The following is a 19,227-nucleotide window of genomic DNA, read 5'->3' as shown; positions in this document are numbered from 1 at the left end:
TTACTTTAGCAGCCGTGTTGAGTTGCTTACTACTATAATACTGCTGACCGACATCCCGACAACGGCCATCCATGGACTGAGTAACCCTGATACTGCAAAGGGTAATATTAACGCATTGTACGCAAGCGCCCAGAGCATGTTCTGTCGGATTGTACTGCGGGTTTTTGCTGCGATTTTGACCAGTTCCGGGACAGATGACAAGCTGTCACCCAGCAAAATGACGTCTGCGGCTGTTTTGGCTACGTCTGTGGCGTTACCAACAGCCACTGACACATCGGCGCTGGCCAGTACAGGCGCATCGTTGACCCCGTCACCCAGCATCATTACCCGTTCTCCTTTATTCTGGAGCGCCTGAACGGCCTCGTATTTAAGTGCTGGTGTCAGCGCACCGGTGGCTACGTCAATCGGCAGTGCAGCGGCTATGCTGTCGACATTGGTCTGACTGTCACCGCTTAATATCGTGAGGGTGAATGGCTTGAGCTCACGCAGGGTTGCTAAAGCATCCGGCCGCAGTGTGTCATTCACTAAAAACGCGGCAATCACAGTGTCATTGCACACAAGCAGCACATTGGGGGTGAAGTCCAGTGGTGGGATGGGGGTCTCACAAAATGCCGGAGAGCCCATCAGGTAATGCTGGCCTGCAATTGATCCGCTGACACCACCGCCGGGTGTCACAGCAAAACGCTCAATAGCCTGCAGGTTGTCAGCATCGAACGCTCTGGCGATAGGGTGCTCAGAACGGGATTCGAGTGTTGCAGCTATCGACAGGATCTGGTCACTTGCAACACCGTCCGGTGTCCATTGTCTGGTAATACTGAACTGACCCTCGGTAAGGGTGCCGGTTTTATCCAGTGCAATAGCCGTAATAGTGGTTATCTGCTCCAGTACATCTGCCCGCTTAAGTAATATTCCATGCTTATTAAGCCTCGCCATGGCGCAGGTCAGCGCAGACGGTGTTGCAAGTCCAAGCGCGCACGGGCAGGTCGCAACCAGCACGGCAATGGTGATCCAGAACGCATCCGGGCTGCCCTGCCAGTACCAGTAGCCATAGGTCAGGGCGGCAATAAGCAGTACCCCCGTCACAAAGTAGCGGGAGAATGTGTCGGCGAGCTGTGCAACCTTAGGCTTGCTGGCCATCGCCTGCGCCTGCAGGCGCACAATCTGATTGACCAGCGCATGTTTAAGCGTTTTGCTAACCCGGATGGTTAGTGATCCGGATTGGTTAACGGTGCCACCGTAAACACTGTCCCGGGAAGTTTTCTCAACCGGTGAAAACTCACCCGTTAACATGGACTCATCCACGGCTGACTGACCGCTTATGACCGTACCATCAATGGGGATTGTCTCTCCTGGCCTGACCAGCACGCTCTGGCCGACCTCAAGTTGTTTAGCCAGGCATTGCGACACCGTGTTGTCGTTCTCCAGCCGATTGGCCGAAACCGGAATGTAATGCGTCATATTTGCCGATATTTGCGCCGCCCGGTGTCGGCTGCGGTGTTCAAGAAACCGACTGAGCAACAGCAAAAAGATGAACATGCAAATCGATTCAAAATAGACATCGCCACGCTCAAGCAGGGTTGATTTCAGGCCTGCGACATAGGTACCGAAGACGGCCAGCGTAACCGGCACATCCATATTAACCGTTTTCGCCGACAGTGCTTTAATAGCCCCCAGATAAAACGTACTGCCTGAATAAAGCACCACCGGCGTGGTTAACACCAGCGCGACCCAGTGAAAGTACTGGCGGGTTTCAGCTTCAATGTTGCCAAACCAGTCAAAATAAAGGCCGGTCATTAGCATCATTACCTGCATGGTCATCAGCCCGGCCAGTCCCAGTTTTTTCAGAAATGTTTTATCTTCACGTTTGTAGGCCGCTTCGTGCTGATCGGGATGAAAGGGCGTGGCTGTGTAGCCAATTTTATTAATTGCAGCGAGAATTTGCGACAAAGCGAGTGTGTCGGGCTCCCAGGTCACCAGTGCGCGCCGTTCCTGTACATTGACCGCAATCTGCCGTATTCCTGCTAAATGGCTAAGCTGCTTTTCAATGAGCCAGCCACAGGCGGCGCAGGTTATCCCTTCCAGTGTCAGCTGAATCTGCTTGTGTTTACCCTCATCAAACACAAACTCTTCCTGCACAGCAGGTTCATCATAAACAGCGAGTTTGCCCAGCGTTTCAGTGAGGGCGGGATCACCCTGCGTAGCTGGCTCGGTGCGAAACTTGTAATAATCTTCCAGCCCGTTCGCCACAATCGCATCTGCCACGGCCTTGCAGCCCGGGCAACATAGCGAACGCGTAACACCCAGGATCTCAGACTGATAGCGGTCACCCATCGTATTAGGCAGGCCACAATGATAGCAATGTGACTTATCATTCATCAGGGATTAAACTTAATCGCGCCGCGTTGAGGGAGGCGAAGGGTTTGCTGAATTTTCCAGTTTTCATCTACCGGTGTCAGGGTTACTTGCCATTTACCATTCAGCGACTTGTCGGTATAGCCGCGATAGAGACCGGCAGCATCGCGGGACAACATGACCACCGTGTCCCTGTCCTGCAATGTTGTGTGATAGAACGCCAGTTTTAGTGCCAGGCCCTGTTGTGGGATACCGGAGTGAAAAGTAAGAGTAATTGCGCCGTCGCTAATTCGCAGATCAGTGGTGATATTTTTCTTTTTTGCGACAGCAATTTTATCAAGACTGATGTTAATGGCCTTACCTTCCTTGTAGTAGTCATCCACAACCAGTGAGTCTTCGGTACTGGTGGCAAAATGAAGCAGCACCCCACTCATAATAAATGTGGCTACGGGAACGGCAATCAAAAACCAGGGCCAGAACTGTTTGTACCAGGGTTTGTTCATCACTACATCTCTAATAACTATAAAGTGCGTAATACCTGCGTATTTTCGCATAAAAAAAGCCCCGCGATAACGGGGCTTTACAGTCATTTATCGGGAATCGTTATTCGTTCGATAAACTGTACACATACGCTGCGACAACGTGAATTTTGTCTTCACCCAGCGTATCTTTGAATGACGGCATGACACCGTTTCGCCCGTAGGTCAGGGTTTCAACGACAGTGCGCTTACTGCCACCGTACAGCCAGGTCGTATCGGTCAGGTTGGGTGCGCCAAGCTGCTGATTACCTTTACCGTCCGGACCGTGACAGGCGGCGCAAACGGCAAAGTGCTCCTTACCTTTTTTAGCCAGTTCCTGATCGACATCGCGGCCGCTTAAGCTCAGCACATACGTTGCTACTTCGTCGATACCTTCTTCACCCAGTGCCGAGAGTTGTGCGGGCATTACGCCACTACGCCCGCCAAGCAATGTTTCTTTGATTTTGGCCGGGCTGCCGCCGTATAGCCAGTCATCATCGGTCAGGTTGGGGAAGCCGCCATTTTGGTTACCGCGGGCGTCTGAGCCGTGACATTGCGAGCAGTTTTGCATAAACAAACGCTGTCCCACCTTGTTCGCTTCCGGATCATTGGCCAGTTCTTCAACCGGGACTTTGGCGTACGCTTCAAAGATAGGATCGAAACGTTCTTCCGCCATTTCCAGTTCACGGTCATATTGCACAATATCACCACGTTCACGGGCATCAACACGGGCCTGACGTGATTCTTCCATCGACTGGATATTCTGGTTTGAACTCTTCCAGCCCAGGAAGCCTTCAAATGCACCAAGGCCAGGGTAAAGCGCAAGATAAATAAAGCCCCATACGATGGTGATGTAGAACAGAATTGTCCACCAACGCGGCAATGGGTTATTGATCTCCTCAATGCCATCAAATTCATGGCCCATCGATTCGCCTTCAGGAACACCGGTGTTATTTTTCAGTGTCCATCGAAGCAGGGCATAACAACCAATGATCAATCCGATAGTGATCACTGAAATCCAAATTGTCCAAAACATACTCATGAGTTCAAGACTCCCGCTGATCTTCTTTTGATTTTTGTTGTTCTTCGTCTGCGAATGGCAGGTTCGCAGCTTCATCGTATTTCTTTTTGTTGCGGCTGCTGAATGCCCAACATACAACAGCGATGAAGCAAACAAAGACGATGACAGTAAAAATGCTGCCTACAATTCCCTGATCCATATTATTTCAGATGTGTGCCAAGGGATTGCAGATAAGCAATAAGGGCCTGCATTTCTGTTTTGCCCTCTACTGCCGCTTTCGCGCCGGCGATATCTTCGTCGCTGTAAGGTACGCCGAAGCCACGGAATACTTCCATTTTCTTGGCTGTCAGTTCACCGGTGAGGGTGTTCTCTGCCAGCCAGGGGAAGCCGGGCATATTCGACTCAGGGACGACGTTACGCGGGTTCAGCAGGTGTACCCGGTGCCATTCATCACTGTAGCGACCACCAACCCGTGCCAGATCTGGCCCGGTACGCTTCGACCCCCACAAAAACGGGTGCTCCCAGACGGATTCACCCGCGACGGAGTAGTGACCATAACGCTCAGTTTCAGCACGAAACGGTCTGATCATCTGGCTGTGACAACCCACACAGCCTTCACGGATATAAATATCCCGACCTTCCAGTTCAAGGGCGGTGTAAGGTGTTAATCCTTTCACAGGCTCCATAACCTGTTGTTGAAACATTAAAGGCATTATCTGAACCAAGGCACCAAAACTAATGGCAACAAGCATCAGAATGGTTAATAGACCAACATTTTTTTCAATTACTTCATGTGCATTTTTCACGGTATCGTCTCCTTACGCTGGCTGTGTAGCTGGATCAGCCGCGATACTGCCTTTCGGGGCACGAATCGTCTTATACATGTTGTAGGCCATCAGCAACATGCCTGCGACGACGAAACAACCACCGATAAAGCGCACTACATAGAAAGGATAGGATGCTTCCAGTGACTCAACAAAGCTGTAAGTGAGTGTGCCGTCGGCATTCACTGCACGCCACATCAGTCCCTGCAGCACACCTGACATCCACATGGCAACGATGTAAAGCACCACACCAATGGTTGTTAGCCAGAAGTGCACATTCACCAGTCGTACGCTATACATGGACGGCTGGTTAAACAGCACAGGGATAAGGTGATACACAGACCCGATGGAAATCATGGCAACCCAGCCAAGCGCGCCAGAGTGAACATGGCCAATGGTCCAGTCGGTATAGTGAGAAAGGGCGTTAACGGTTTTAATTGCCATCATGGGGCCTTCGAACGTCGACATGCCGTAGAAGGACAACGAAACAATCATAAAGCGCAATATGGGATCAGTGCGAAGCTTATGCCAGGCGCCTGACAGCGTCATGATGCCGTTAATCATACCACCCCAGGAAGGCACAAACAGGATCACTGACATAACCATGCCCAGTGATTGTGTCCAGTCAGGCAAGGCTGTGTAGTGCAGGTGGTGAGGACCTGCCCAGATATAAAGGGAAATCAGTGCCCAGAAGTGCACGATGGACAGGCGGTAAGAATAAACCGGACGACCCGCCTGTTTCGGCACAAAGTAATACATCATGCCCAAAAAGCCTGCGGTCAGGAAGAAACCAACGGCGTTATGGCCATACCACCACTGCATCATGGCATCAACGGCACCGGCATACAGTGAGTAAGACTTGGTGAAAGAAACCGGAATCGCCATGCTGTTACCAATATGCAGAACTGCAACTGTCAGAATGAATCCACCCAGAAACCAGTTGGCTACATAGATATGAGAGACTTTTCGAATTACCAGGGTGCCAAAAAAGTTAATGGCGTAAGCGACCCATACTAAGGTTATCAGAATGTCTATTGGCCACTCCAATTCTGCATATTCTTTGGTACTGGTTAGTCCCATAGGCAAAGAAATAACTGCCAGAATAATAACAGCCTGCCAGCCCCAGAAGGTAAAACTCGCCAGTTTGTCACTGAACAGGCGAACCTGACAGGTACGCTGCACAATGTAATAAGAGGTCGCAAACAGGGCGCAGCCGCCGAAGGCAAAAATTACCGCATTGGTATGCAGCGGGCGCAGTCTCGAAAACGTTAACCAGGGGGTATCGAAGTTGAGCATAGGTGCAAAAAGCTGTGCTGCAATCAGTACACCCAGGCTCATCCCGATGATACCCCAGATCACGGTCATCACGGTAAATTGCCTGACAACAGTGTAGTTGTAATCAGGCTGTGCTTGGCTTGTTTCACTCATTTTTATGAATCTTCCACTTCAAATGATAAATGGTTTCAAACTGGCGTATTACACAGGTTCGGGGAGGTTGCGGACTTCACACCATACCTGTAATGATTAATAATTATTCTCTGCAGGCCAGTTGGTACGCGGATAATAAGGTTTTTAAGAACAAAAAGATACCTTAAACTCCCCCATCTTGATCTACGTCAATTAGCGGCACGAATTTTTCACGACATGCAAAACTATAAATACAAAATGGCTACAAAACGTTTACAAAAAATCCTTGGCCCCATCACCATTTTAATTGTTGCTGCTGGTATATTTTGGGCACAACAGGAATTATCGACCTCAGACGTTAAGTCTAACAGCGATATAAAGAGTCTCCAGTGTAATTTTGTTAATTCAAAGTGCCAGTTTCTGTTAGATGGCGAACCGGCGACCGCGCGTTTTGATCGCACGCCAGCCACTGAAGAACCGATCACTGTCACATTTACACTGCCTTCGAGCGTAACCATAACGCGTGCCCGAATAACCGGCGTGAATATGTTTATGGGGCAAATCCCGCTTATCCTGGACAAAACAGATAACCGCACCTGGGAAGGCTGGTTTATGTTGGGAAGCTGCTCAGAGCCGGTAATGCAATGGCAGATAACGGTTGAAATAAAAGGCCGGTCTGCGCCGGCCCATCTGTTTTTCTCAACGACAAGGAATACTGACGCTTAAAGTTGCGCCTGAAGATAGTTTTGCAGGCCTAACCGCTTAATCAGGCCGAGTTGCTGTTCTAACCAGTAGGCATGATCCATTTCGGTATCATCGAGCAATTCGACCAGCATATCGCGGGTGACATAATCTTTTTCAGACTCGCAAAACGCAATGACCTCTTTTAGTTTAGCGTCAACCTCATACTCAACGCGCAGATCACTTTCGAGCATTTCGGGCACATCCTTGCCAACTTTAAAGCCGGTGCGCTGCGTCATGTCTGGTGTTCCTTCCAGAAAAAGCATGCGCTCAATAAGTTTCTGGGCATGACCACGTTCATCATCAAACTCATGGTCGATGCGCTCATATAGCTTGTTGAGCCCCCAGTCCAGGTACATTTGAGAGTGGATAAAGTATTGATCCATTGCAGCCAGCTCGTAGGCGAGCAGGGCGTTTAGCTGGTCGATGATTTTCTGACTACCTTTCATTCATTTTCTCCCGTTACCTGTGCCTGCAGATAGTTTTCAAGCCCCATGTTGTCGATCTGGTACTCCTGCGTTTCTAACCAGTCGAGATGATCTTCTTCATACTCAAGAATCGCTTCCAGCATATCCCGGCTGACGTAATCCTGCTTGTCTTCACACAGCGCGATAGCATCACGTAATAGGGGTAACTGCTCGGTTTGAAAACGCATATCGCAGGCAAGCATTTCTTTGGTATCTTCGCCAATATACAACTTTCCTAACGCCTGGAGATTAGGAAGTCCTTCCAGAAACAGGATTCGTTCGATCAGTTCGTCGGCCTGCTTCATGTCCTTGATCGATTTCTTGTAATTTTTTTCGTTTAACTCTTCAAGACCCCAGTTTTTAAACATACGGGCGTGCAGGAAGTACTGATTGATAGAGGTTAACTCACTGGTGAGTACATCATTCAGTTTAGCGACGACTTGCTTATTGCCTTTCATTACCTGATATCCTGTTTAAAATGTTGGCTAAGTATAGAGTACGCGGCCAGCAGTGTCAAAAAATGCCATAAAAACAATAACATACAAACGAAAACAGTTATCACTTCATCCTTTGTTTGTATTTGGCCAATCCACCGGTCATTCCATAGCAGCCTGACCGTGCACATATGCCAGGCTTTCTTCGGCGAATCCTAAGCCCGCCTCTGTGAAGAAATTGAATACTTTATCTACGCCGTTATTCAGTAAGTGTTCAACTTCATCCTCATAACGTGCGATGGCAGCCACCTTTCCGGTATAGCCTGCATTATTTAACTGCCGGGTAATATTGATGGCATCTTCTATTGAGGGCAGCGCGAGTAGTACCAGTTTAACGTGAGAGATATCCAGGTTATCCCACAAGTCGACATTTTCACCGTCACCACAGATAACCTGCATTCCCTCTTTGCGCATCTGCTTCATTTTTTCGCGATCCGCGTCCATACCCCAGACCTTGCCTTCTGCAATTTTTGCCAGAGAGCGGAATGCGCCCGAGCCGACACGGCCCATACCGACCACTAAAAACTCAGCTTTGTTGATAACCGGATACAGGTCCTCTTTCAGACGCTCATTCCGTTCATAGCGGTTGATGGTGGTTTTGTACCGGTGATACTGACTGTGTGACGTGCGGTATAAAATACTGGTGATCACAAATGAAAATGAAACTGACAGCGCCAGCACCACAAGCCAGCTTTCGCTGAGCAAGCCAAGGCTCACGCTTAAGGCACCAACAATCAGACCAAACTCACTGTAATTAGAAAGGACCAGGCTGGACAGATATGCTGTGCGTCCCCGCAATCGAAGTCCGGCAAATAACCCGAAAAACAACATGGCTTTGAGTGGCAGTAGCAGAGTAAAGATCAGCGCAATCATCACCATCGTTAAGTCTGGCAGGGCAGTGAGCCCAATAGTCAGGAAGAAGCCGATGAGCAACAAATCTTTAAAGCTCAGTAGTGATTTGGCCAGCTCGCTGGCTTTCGGGTGGCGTGCCAGCATAATGCCAAATATGAGGGCGCCAAGGTCGCCTTTTATGTTAACCAGCTCGAAAAGGTTGTAGCCACCCAGCGCCAGAATAAAGCCCGTTAGCGGCAGTAACTCGCCGTGACCTGATTTATTAATGAGTTTATGAATAAGCGGCATCAGCGGAACCAGGGCCAGCAGACCCAGCGCCCAGACCTTAGGCAGTTCGCCGGTAGCGGCCACCAGAAAAATGACAGCAAACACGTCCTGCATGACCAGAATACCAATGGCAAGCCGGCCATGACGGGTTTTGGACTCACCGGCTTCTTCCAGTACTTTAACCACACACACTGTACTGCTGAAACTTAGTGCAAAGGCAATCAGTGCAGCACTCTGAAGATCTATGGCCAGCACTGAAATACTCAGCAGACTGGCAGCAACATAGAGGCCACAGGTTATAACGCCAACCCAGACCAGCATATGGCTGATACTGCCCGCCCAGACTTCGCGCCGGCTCAGATCGCGGACATTTAGCTTCAGGCCGATGGTGAAGAGCATAATGGTAATTCCCAGATCTGCCAGCGTATTCAGCTCTTCAGTAATCTGGTATCCCGAGAAATTTAGTAAAAAACCGGCAATGAGATAGCCGACAAGCGGTGGGATTCCGATGAGTTTGACCAACAGGCCGCAGACAAAAGCGAAAAGTAAAAAAGCGTATTCCATGGGATAACGTAATCCGTAACCTTCAAAGTAATGCATCGTAAAACGCGACAATACGGTCTACGATAGTTATAAATATTCCTGGCAATTTAAAGAATGCGATAGAACGGATGGCTTGTAAATGCCTGACCCAGGGAAGATGCGAATAAGTCTGTCGCCGCTCAGGCTTACAGCCAAGTGCCTGATCAAAGCGATCTTTTGCAGACCTAACGGGTTAAGTCAAAAAAACTATTCTTCGGAGTGAACCGTAGCAGTTAATCATTAAGCGGGCTGCTGTGACAGCCCGGGTTGTTTTATCCCATTACTATTTCGACTCAAAGGATGTGCGCGTTGCGATTATCTATTTTTGTATGGCTAGCCGGACTTTTGGTGCTCAACCTGCTTTTTGCGCTCATCTGGCCGCCCCTGTACTGGCTACTTGTGCTCACAGTTCCTTTGCTTGTCCTTGCACTGTACGATTCATTTCAGTCTGATCACGCTATCTTACGCAACTATCCGGTCATAGGGCGTGCCCGCTGGTTTATTGAGCGTCTCAGACCCTACATCCAGCAATATATTATCGAGTCGGACACCGGCGGTGCGCCTATCTCAAGAATGTTTCGATCGATTGTATATCAGCGCGCAAAGAACAGCCGCGATACAGTTCCGTTCGGTACTCAGGTGGATACATACGAAGAAGGCTATGAGTGGATCGGTCACTCACTGTCGGCCATGCAGGTCGAGGAGATGGATGAAGACCCGCGGGTCACTATAGGCGGGCCGCACTGCACACAGCCTTATAAAGCCAGTATTCTGAATATCTCCGCAATGAGTTTTGGCAGTCTGTCTAAGAATGCCATCATGGCACTGAACAAAGGTGCTAAAAAAGGTGGGTTCTCACATAATACCGGAGAAGGCGGGCTTACCCCTTATCACCTTGAACATGGTGGTGATCTGGTCTGGCAAATTGGTACCGGGTACTTCGGCTGTCGCACCAGCGATGGTGGCTTCGATACTGAGCTATTCAAAGAAAAAAGCCGCAAGCCGACGGTAAAAATGATAGAAATAAAGTTATCTCAGGGCGCGAAACCCGGCCACGGTGGGATTTTACCCGCGTATAAAAATACCCCGGAAATAGCAGAAATCCGTGGTGTTAAAGCGGGCGTTCAGGTTGACTCACCCGCTCGCCACAAGGCATTTTCTACCCCCCTGGAACTAATGTCATTCATCAAAACGCTGCGTGAGTTATCAGATGGCAAGCCTATCGGTATTAAGCTTGCGCTGGGCCGCAAAAGTGAGTTTATTGCTATTTGTAAAGCGATGAAGGTAACGGGTATTACTCCGGACTTTATTACTGTGGATGGCGGTGAAGGAGGCACAGGGGCTGCGCCGCTGGAATATACCAATTCAATTGGTTTTCCGTTACGCGAGGCGCTTGCGTTTGTCGATGACTGTCTGATGGGCTTTGAACTGCGAGAAGACATTAAGCTGATTGCTTCGGGCAAAATTATTACCGCTTTCCAGTTAGTCAAAACCCTGAGTCTGGGCGCCGATCTGTGTAACAGTGCACGGGGGATGATGCTGGCTTTGGGCTGCGTACAGTCTTTGTCCTGCAATACCAACCGCTGTCCGACGGGCGTGGCGACCCAGGACCCTAAGCTGGCACGGGGGCTGGTTGTAGAAGATAAATACGAGCGTGTGTATCAGTTCCATAAAAAAACCATTCACGCGCTGATGGATATTCTGTCTTCTACTGGTCATAAGTCAGTGGAAAGCCTTAACCGAACCCATATTTTCCGTCGTGTTGACCATTTCAGCGTCAAACGATATGACGAGATCTTTCCGCTTATTGCAAAAGGCAGTTTGTTAGGCAACGACATGCCGGACTCCTACCGGCTGCATGTTGAAGAGGCCAGCGAAGACAGCTTTATGCCCGCCAGCTTACTGGCTGATGTGGAAGATAAAACCAAGGCCGTATCGTAACGGAGACAGCTGTTTTATTCCGCGATACGCTGAATACAGGATGTTGCGCCCGTACCACGCTAATCGCGTGCTTTTTCATCGGGAATGCGTAACTGATATAACCGGTATTCAGATGTGCGATACGGCACCACTTCATACTTAGGCTGCAGAAATGCCACAATATCAATGAGATCTGAGACCGTTAGCACATCGTTCATATTAGGCATTCGTGATTCGCCATCTTTGGATGTCAGACTGACCGGATAGCGCCGGCTAAGCTTATGCGATGGATTAATGATGCTGGTGACCAGTTCCGCATAGGTTTTAACCCGGGTATTTTTGCCACCAAGCACGATTGGCTGGCTAAGGCGGTACGCTTCACGTTGAGTAGCATCAATGCCTTTCACCGCATGGCAGTCGACACAACCATACTCAGTGAACAACGCTTTACCTGCTTCAGCATTTCCTTCTGGCAAACTAAACCCGTGGGGAGAATCCGCACCCCACTGGCAAGCTGTTAATGTGAAGCCAGAAATCATTAAGAACAGGGCAAGTCGCATGGTGTTGTCTCCGCGCCGGAATGTGATGTTGATCATAGTGTAGCTGACGATTAAGTAATTGATTGAAATCAACGTTTGTTCATTCAGTATCAGGTAACTTGATAAGTGAGTCAGCTAAGCAGAGTGATAAACAGTATGCGACACTATCAAACGGTACTCATTGCCATTGACGTTTATGCCAATTTCACGCCGGTGATTGACCGTGGCGTGCAGATAGCCGGCTCCCCTCAGGCTTGCCATGTGTTATATGTTGCCTGCCCACAATCTAGTTGCGAACCTTACGGACTATTTCTGGAGCGCGACTATTCTGAGGAAGTGCGGCGTCAGGCCAGTCAGGCGTTATCACTTGCCGGAGAAAAATACGCTATCCCCGACACCCAGCTGCATGTAACCTTCGGCTCACCGGCAAGTGAAATACAGTATCAGGCAGAAAAGCTGGGCGCAGATTTAATAGTTATGGGCACCCGCGGACAGAGCGGCATGCAGTTGTTGTTAGGCTCAACCGCCAACGCCGTTCTGCACGGCGTAAAAACAGACGTACTGGCGGTTAAACTCACAATGTAATCACCTGGCTTGCTGAACCAGCGTATTCAGTAACAGGTTGGCGCCTTTTTCAATATCTTTCCAGTGAGTCCACTCATCTGGCGCATGGCTGATACCATTTATACTTGGCACAAATATCATGCCTGCATCCGTTACCTTCGCCATGTGCTGGGCATCATGTCCGGCACCGCTTGGCATAAGTTCGAAGGGGTAGTCCAGTGATTCGGCCTGTCTGGAAATTAATGAAATCACCGGATCTGCCATTGGCTGGGGATCCAGCCAGCTCATCTGCTCAAACTCAAACATCAGATTATGCTTGCGGGCGATGGCTGAAAGCACTTTTCTGCAACTGTCGGCCAGTGCATGCATAACCGTATCGTCCGTGTCCCGTCCAACCAGCGTGAATTCAACCTCACCAGGGACCGTGTGCGCATGGCCAGGCTTGAGGTCAACCTTGCCGACCGTCAGGCGACTTTTATCAGAGCCTTCCTCAGCAATAATACGCGGGATTTCATTGGCAAAATTAGCAAGACCCATAAAGGCATCACTGCGCATATTCATCGGTGCAGTGCCGGCATGATTTGACTTACCAATCAGACGGACAATCCATTTGTAAACGCCGGAAATGGACGTTACAACACCTATCGGCTTTTTAATGGTGTCGAGCACGGGTCCCTGCTCGATGTGTAATTCTGTGTAATTTTTGAAATATCCGGGATCTGCGCGCACTTCCAGCGCAGCCAGTGGCTCCATATTGCAGCGGCGCATCTCATCCTGAAGCTTAACGCCATTGACGTCGTGGGCAGTCATGATCCATTCCGGCGTCAGTTCACCAATTAACGCCTGTACCCCCATCATGCCGCCAAAACGACCTTCTTCCTCAGCAAAAGCATACACTTCGATAGGGACAGACAGGCTGAGGTCGTTTTCCTTTATTACACGCAGTACTTCCAGACCCGCCAGTACCCCCAGCGTACCGTCGAACATGCCACCGCTGATGACACTGTCTATGTGTGAACCGGTGGCGACCACATGTGCCGTTTTTTCCGGTTGCATTCTTCCAACCACATTTCCTGCTTGATCCACTTCAGCGAAAAAGCCTTCATTTTCAAACTGTTTACAAAGCCATTGCTTAGCCTGAACATCAGCTTCGGTAAATCCCAGTCGGGTAACACCTTTGCTTTGTGCATCATAACCAATTTCAAATAGATGGATTAGGTCGCGCTTCAGGCGTTCGAGATTTATCGATAAATCAGACATGCTTTCTCCTTATCTGTTGAAATTTAAACTAAATTTTAAGTCTCTCCGTATAGCAGGGAAAAAAACAAGTAGTACGTCTGGCTTTTGATTATAGAGCAAATAACGAGTAGGCTGGACATAGTTTAAACAGAAGGACGCACATGACTTGGGGAAACAGGTGGCGCCTGGCGTCACTGGCAGTGCTAATTTGTTACTGTTTTGTTTCAGGGAAAGTGATGGCTGACGGTGTCGAACCCCCGGATGCGATCAGCAAAGATGGAACGGTAAACCTCGACTGGCAATCTGACTATGCCGGTTATGAGCAACTGGTCATTCGCAACGCCAGCGGGGAGCGGTTTGCGGCTTATCCCGTCGTGGAAGGGCAGAGTTGGTCACTCAGCGGCCTCAGTGATGGCACGTATCACATTGAACTGTCCGGCGGTAACGAAACGAAAACCATTTCAACACTGCAGGTCGATCATTATTCTCTTCGCTCTGCACTTTCGTTATTTGGCGCTGGCCTGCTACTTTTCGGCTATCTTATTTTTACCCTGAAACGCGGAACTGCCAGCCATGACTGACTTTGTGCTTTCCGGCAACTACGCCATTGGTATTCTGATCGCCTTCGGTATCGTTTGGGTCGCCTGGGGATGGTACCTGGGCAGAAATAACCGCACGATTGAAGATTATGCGCTGGCCGGTCGTAATGTTGGTTTTGCGATGGCGACGGCAACAGCCATGGCAACCTGGATCACCAGTAATACCACACTGGTCGCACCTCAGTTAACGTATCAGTTTGGGGTCTGGGGCATGCTGGGTTACAGCATGGCCGCGCTGGGGTTGCTGTTGTTCGCGCCGCTGGCCGAACGCATTAAAACACTGCTGCCAGAGGGCTTTACCAGCGGTGACTTTATCTATACCCGCTATGGGCGTTTTGCCTGGGGTGCCTTTATTATCATTTCATTGTGTTACGCACTGGGCTGGCTGGTAAGTCTGGGCATGGCAGGGGGCTTGCTGCTGTCATCGCTAAGTGAACTTGATTACATGACCGGTATGACCGCCATACTGATAATCTGCGTAGGGTATACCTTGCTGGGCGGATTAAAAGCCGTGATCGCCACTGATTTTGTGCAAAGTGTGGTCATTATTTCCGGTGTCGTCATTGTCGCCTGGGTATGTATTGATAAAGTCGGGTTTAGCACCATGCATACTACGCTAACAACACAACAGCCCGAACTGCTGAACCTGTTATTTCCTGCCGCTGTAATGTTTTTCTTTAATAATATCTTTTTTGGTATTGGTGAAATTTTTCATTCTAATGTCTGGTGGTCGAGGGCCTTCGCCTTTGGCAAGGGGATTGGAAAAAAATCCTATCTTGCCGCCGGACTGCTGTGGCTACCCATTCCCATTGTTACAGGTTTTATTGCGCTGGCGGCGTCGTCGCTTAATTTAATTCCGCCCAGCGCTGACATGGTTGGCCCCATGGTCGCGGCGAAATTGTTGGGCAGTATCGGTGCAGTATTTATTTTCATTATCGTTTTTTCAGCGCTCGCCTCCAGCATGGACTCCCTGTTGGCGGCCACCTCTGATCTGTTAACCCAGGATATCTATAAGAAGCTGCTGAGACCCAACGCGGGTTCCGATCAGTTACTCCGAATGAATCGCTACATAGTAATTGGTCTGGGTGTAGGTACCTGGTGTGTGGCCGCGTTCAAGCTGGCAACATTGGGCGCGCTGTTAAATTTCACCGGTGCATTTGTTGCTTCAACTATCTGGCCAATCGTATACGGCCTGTTCAGACCAAAACTTAACGGCACCTGGGCAGGGATCGCCATGGTCGCCGGAACCAGTGCTGGCCTTATTGGCTATTTTGTCGTTGGATTTTATGTTGCCGCGCTGCTGAGTTGCGGTGTGTCACTGGTGTGCTGTCGTATTGGTATATGGCGCAGCACCGAAGAATATCAATGGCGTGAACTAAAAGAGGAGGAGCAGTCATGATTTCACAGACCGTTCTGACTGTGCTGGTTTACGCCTGCTTGTTGATGAGTTGTATCAGTCCGGTTTTACTGATTCTCTGGTTGATACGCGACGTTAAAGGTAAAAAGTTATGGTAAAAGCAGAACTGGAAGCGGTTATCCAATTTGACCGCGAACGCCCCGATGTGTACGGAAATGCACATCCTAAAAACCTGCTTCGTGCTATTCAGGAAGATGGCGACCATCTTGGAAAAATTACGAACCGGCATATTTACTCAGCGGATCAGTTTGATCAGGAAAGCCTGCTGCAACTGTTTCGACTTGCTGCAAAATATGAAGCTAACCCCGATCGCTTTAGTACATCACTACAGGGGCAAATCTTAATTTCAGCTTTTTATGAGCCCAGCACCCGTACCCGCTTGTCTTTTGAAAGCGCATGGCATCGTCTTGGCGGCGACATTATGTCGATTACCGATCGCTCAACGACTGGGCTGGCAAAAGGTGAAAGTCTGGCCGATGTGGGCGAAATGTTTAATAACTACGGCGACTGCGTTGTGCTGCGTGACACCAATGCCGGTTCTGTGCGGGATATGATGAATGCACTCAGAATTCCTATTATCAACGCCGGTAACGGTACCGACGAGCATCCAACGCAGGCACTGGCTGATTTATATACTATTCTGAAATGGCGCCCGGCACTCATTGAGGGGGATGAAAAAGCCAATCTGTGCATCATTGGTCTACCATCAAAAATGCGCACCGTTCGTAGTTTGCTTAAGTTAATTGCGCTGTTTCCAGAGTGTTTCAGCCAGGTCACCATTGTAAATGATAAGTCACGGGAGGAAATGTTCGATCCCGGCCAGCTTGAACAGTTGCTGGAAGCGGGCGTTAATATTCATACCAGCGGAAACCTGAATGAAGTTCTGCCTGATGCAGACGTAGTCTATATCAACGCCATCGCGTGGGAGGGCAATTCATTTAGCCAGTATGGCAATCAGTACCATATCGACAGTACCTCACCCTTGAAAGAAGACGCCATTATTTTACACCCTCTCGCTCGTGGGGCAGAGTTGTGCTGCAGCCTGGATAACACACCACACAACTGGTATTTCGCCCAGGCCAGAGGCGCAGTGTTTTTACGTCAGGCATTACTGACCTGTCTGGTACGTCGTGTTGAACGTGTTTTGGATATTGTGTAACAGCAGGAGAAGCTATTTATGTGTGGCATTGCAGGCGTATTTACAAATAACACTTCGATGGCTATCGATTCGCAAACGCTGGTAAATATGGCGGCTATGATGCATCACCGTGGCCCTGACAGCTACGGCTATTGTAACCCCGCTGATATGGGGGTAGGCATGAGTCACGCCCGGTTGTCTATTATTGATTTGAATGAAAATCGCGGGCGCCAGCCGTTCTGGCTGGATGGCGGGCAGACTATGTGTGTGCACAATGGCGAATTTTATGACTACCAGCGCATACGTACCGATCTTATCGCCAGAGGCATCGACTTTACGAGCAAAAGTGACTCAGAAATTCTGCCGACCCTGTTCCGGCATCTGGGAATGGAGGAAACACTCAAACAACTGCGCGGTGAGTTTGCGTTTGCACTGTATGATGAGCAGGAAGACACCCTTTACCTGGCGCGCGACCGCTTTGGGATTAAACCACTTTACTGGACACAAACAGAAGACGGCGTGGTATTTGGCTCTGAAGTAAAAGTAATACTGGCGCATCCCGATGTGAAGCCAGAGCTTGACTCAAAAGGACTGTTTCATCAGCTGATTCAGGTCATGGTGCCAGGCAGTACCGCGTTTAAAGGCATTCAGCAGGTAGAGCCAGGGCATATGCTTAAAATTTCCCGTGGCGATGATGGGCTTACAATCGAAAACCAGAAATACTGGGATATGGACTTTCCGGTTGTCGGCAGCCGGGAAAAGCAGAGTGACGACTATTACATAGATGGCGTACGGGAACACTTACTGGACGCTGTGCAGCTTAGACTCAATGCTGACGTGCCGGTAGGGTGTTACTTGTCTGGCGGCATTGACTCCTGTTCTATACTTGGCCTGGCCTCCGGGTACGCTCAGGAGCCTTTGAAAGCCTTTACCATTAGCTTTGACAGTGCCGACTACGACGAATCTGATATCGCTACTGAAATGGCACGCTCGGTAGAAGCAGACCAGGAAATCCTGAAGCTGAATGCGGACCTGCTTTACAATAACTTTGCCAGAACCATCTGGCATACCGAACGCACTATTTACAACACGCTGGCAGTCGCCAAGTTAATGATGAGTCAGCAGGTACGTCATGTGAATTACAAGGTGGTACTGACCGGCGAGGGGTCTGACGAACTGTTCGCGGGCTACCCGGCATTTCGTCAGGATATGTATCTGCATGGAATGGAAGGACTGGACGAAAATCAGGCCAGTGAATGGCGTCAGTCACTGGAAACCTCAAATGAACTGTTTAAAGGAGCAATGCTGGCCAAGGACGAATACGTCTCGGATGAAATGAACAACAAAGTCGGTTTTACCCCAAGCTGCCTGCAACCCTGGCTGGGCTGCACAGACCACGCCCGCCAGCTGATCCATCCTTCACATCGCGCGGCAGTGGAAGGTTATGAGCCCGGCACCGCGATTGCTGAAAAACTTGATTCAGAGTATTTAAGTGAACGTCACCCTTTAGATAAGGCGCAGTACGTATGGATAAAAACCATGCTTGAAGGGCAGATCCTGACCTGGGGGGGGGACCGGGTGGATATGGCAAACTCTATGGAAGCCCGCCCGCCATTTTTAGACCACAAGCTTGCTGAGTTTGCCGCGCAAATTCCACCTGAAATGCGGATAAAAGGCAGTAAGGAGAAGTACGTTTTACGGGAAGCGATGAAAGGCGTACTTCCTGAAACGCTTTATGAACGTGAGAAGTTTGCCTTTATGGCCCCTCCTGCCCACACCGATGATAAAAAATGGAAAAAACTGCGTGGTCTGCTGGATCAGTATGCCAGCAGAGAAAAAGTGGAAAAAGCAGGGCTTTTGGATGCAGATTACCTGGAAACACTGGTCGCAAAGCAGGAATCTGCAGAGACGGATACCAGTGATAAAGTGCAGATTGATGCGATTTTAAATCACGCACTTGGCGTGATGATTCTGCATCATCACTTTGTAGAGCAAAACATACCGGCTTATGCCTATGAGCAGGCACAAAAACTTAACTGGGTGGTCTAGCTGCACGGGACATCGCCCTGATTACTAAAGCAATAATGGCCTTCAGGACCTGTTCTGCGGCCCTCTTTTCTTTAATAGCCATCAGTAAAGGGGGAAGGGGATGACAGCCCCTTTCTCCGCTGGTACCAACAACCTGCCAACTATTTATTGTGCACGCGTTTTACGTAAATAATAAAGACAGACCATTTAAGTAACTCCAATACCGTCATGCAACTGTTACAGAGCTTTTCTACACTT

18 protein-coding genes are annotated in these 19,227 nt (G+C 49.4%); 7 read left to right on the top strand and 11 right to left on the bottom strand.

Translation table 11 applies throughout. The features are described 5' to 3' along the window. The 6 genes from IE054_RS11870 to ccoN all read right to left on the bottom strand — a co-directional run bounded on the left by IE054_RS11870 (position 1) and on the right by ccoN (position 6,143). Complete coding sequence (locus IE054_RS11870; protein WP_189406660.1) at positions 1-2,376, bottom strand: heavy metal translocating P-type ATPase; 2,376 nt, start codon at positions 2,374-2,376, stop codon at positions 1-3. Further along, a complete protein-coding gene (locus IE054_RS11865; RefSeq protein WP_189406699.1) occupies positions 2,376-2,855 on the bottom strand; it encodes a FixH family protein in 480 nt (159 codons plus the stop codon). Before IE054_RS11865 ends, IE054_RS11870 begins: the two co-directional genes overlap by 1 nt. A gap of 100 nt (positions 2,856-2,955) precedes the next feature. Continuing rightward, positions 2,956-3,912, bottom strand: a complete 957-nt coding sequence (ccoP, locus tag IE054_RS11860; RefSeq protein ID WP_189406659.1) for a cytochrome-c oxidase, cbb3-type subunit III — start codon at positions 3,910-3,912, stop codon at positions 2,956-2,958. Between the two features lie 4 nt (positions 3,913-3,916). Further along, a complete protein-coding gene (locus IE054_RS11855) occupies positions 3,917-4,090 on the bottom strand; it encodes a cbb3-type cytochrome oxidase subunit 3 (protein ID WP_189406658.1) in 174 nt (57 codons plus the stop codon). A gap of 1 nt (position 4,091) precedes the next feature. Further along, entirely contained in the window at positions 4,092-4,697 is a 606-nt protein-coding gene (gene ccoO, locus IE054_RS11850) for a cytochrome-c oxidase, cbb3-type subunit II (RefSeq protein WP_189406657.1), read from the bottom strand. A 12-nt stretch (positions 4,698-4,709) separates the two neighbouring features. Continuing rightward, the gene (gene ccoN / locus IE054_RS11845) at positions 4,710-6,143 is read right to left on the bottom strand and encodes a cytochrome-c oxidase, cbb3-type subunit I (RefSeq protein ID WP_189406656.1); all 1,434 of its coding nucleotides are present in this window, start codon (positions 6,141-6,143) and stop codon (positions 4,710-4,712) included. 216 nt (positions 6,144-6,359) lie between these two features. Between ccoN and IE054_RS11840 the strand changes: the two genes are divergently transcribed. Next, a complete protein-coding gene (locus IE054_RS11840) occupies positions 6,360-6,848 on the top strand; it encodes a hypothetical protein (protein ID WP_189406655.1) in 489 nt (162 codons plus the stop codon). Here the strand turns inward: IE054_RS11840 and bfr (IE054_RS11835) are convergent. The 3 genes from bfr (IE054_RS11835) to IE054_RS11825 form a co-directional block, all read right to left on the bottom strand. Further along, positions 6,845-7,312, bottom strand: coding sequence for a bacterioferritin (bfr, locus tag IE054_RS11835; RefSeq protein ID WP_189406654.1), 468 nt, complete (start codon positions 7,310-7,312; stop codon positions 6,845-6,847). The genes IE054_RS11840 and bfr (IE054_RS11835) overlap by 4 nt on opposite strands. Further along, a complete protein-coding gene (bfr, locus tag IE054_RS11830) occupies positions 7,309-7,788 on the bottom strand; it encodes a bacterioferritin (protein WP_189406653.1) in 480 nt (159 codons plus the stop codon). The genes bfr (IE054_RS11835) and bfr (IE054_RS11830) overlap by 4 nt, the downstream gene beginning before the upstream one ends. 138 nt (positions 7,789-7,926) lie before the next feature. Further along, positions 7,927-9,507, bottom strand: coding sequence for a cation:proton antiporter domain-containing protein (locus IE054_RS11825; protein ID WP_189406652.1), 1,581 nt, complete (start codon positions 9,505-9,507; stop codon positions 7,927-7,929). Between the two features lie 318 nt (positions 9,508-9,825). Between IE054_RS11825 and IE054_RS11820 the strand changes: the two genes are divergently transcribed. Further along, positions 9,826-11,466 carry an FMN-binding glutamate synthase family protein gene (locus IE054_RS11820; RefSeq protein WP_444541876.1) on the top strand — a complete coding sequence of 547 codons (1,641 nt, stop codon included), beginning with the start codon at positions 9,826-9,828 and terminating at the stop codon, positions 11,464-11,466. Positions 11,467-11,525: 59 nt separating this feature from the next. Here the strand turns inward: IE054_RS11820 and IE054_RS11815 are convergent, their stop codons facing one another. Further along, positions 11,526-12,041 carry a c-type cytochrome gene (locus IE054_RS11815; RefSeq protein ID WP_308428282.1) on the bottom strand — a complete coding sequence of 172 codons (516 nt, stop codon included), beginning with the start codon at positions 12,039-12,041 and terminating at the stop codon, positions 11,526-11,528. Positions 12,042-12,140: 99 nt separating this feature from the next. Here IE054_RS11815 and IE054_RS11810 point away from each other — a divergent pair, with 99 nt between their 5' ends. Then, positions 12,141-12,569, top strand: a complete 429-nt coding sequence (locus IE054_RS11810) for a universal stress protein (RefSeq protein ID WP_189406650.1) — start codon at positions 12,141-12,143, stop codon at positions 12,567-12,569. Here IE054_RS11810 and IE054_RS11805 read toward each other — a convergent pair whose 3' ends face one another. Then, entirely contained in the window at positions 12,570-13,808 is a 1,239-nt protein-coding gene (locus IE054_RS11805) for a Zn-dependent hydrolase (protein WP_189406649.1), read from the bottom strand. A gap of 140 nt (positions 13,809-13,948) precedes the next feature. On the opposite strand from IE054_RS11805, the gene IE054_RS11800 reads away from it, so the two are divergent. The 4 genes from IE054_RS11800 to asnB all read left to right on the top strand — a co-directional run bounded on the left by IE054_RS11800 (position 13,949) and on the right by asnB (position 18,990). Further along, positions 13,949-14,368, top strand: coding sequence for a hypothetical protein (locus IE054_RS11800; protein ID WP_189406648.1), 420 nt, complete (start codon positions 13,949-13,951; stop codon positions 14,366-14,368). Beyond that, entirely contained in the window at positions 14,361-15,785 is a 1,425-nt protein-coding gene (locus IE054_RS11795) for a sodium:solute symporter family transporter (protein WP_189406647.1), read from the top strand. Before IE054_RS11800 ends, IE054_RS11795 begins: the two co-directional genes overlap by 8 nt. Positions 15,786-15,894: 109 nt before the next feature. Beyond that, entirely contained in the window at positions 15,895-16,962 is a 1,068-nt protein-coding gene (locus IE054_RS11790) for an aspartate/ornithine carbamoyltransferase family protein (protein WP_189406646.1), read from the top strand. A gap of 18 nt (positions 16,963-16,980) precedes the next feature. Then, complete coding sequence (gene asnB, locus IE054_RS11785; protein ID WP_189406645.1) at positions 16,981-18,990, top strand: asparagine synthase (glutamine-hydrolyzing); 2,010 nt, start codon at positions 16,981-16,983, stop codon at positions 18,988-18,990. The last annotated feature ends 237 nt before the right edge of the window (positions 18,991-19,227 follow it).

This window comes from Alteromonas halophila, assembly GCF_014651815.1.
Taxonomy (GTDB): domain Bacteria; phylum Pseudomonadota; class Gammaproteobacteria; order Enterobacterales; family Alteromonadaceae; genus Alteromonas; species Alteromonas halophila.
The sequence above is the reverse complement of the archived record's forward strand: the minus strand, read 5'-3'. Positions and strand labels throughout refer to the sequence as shown.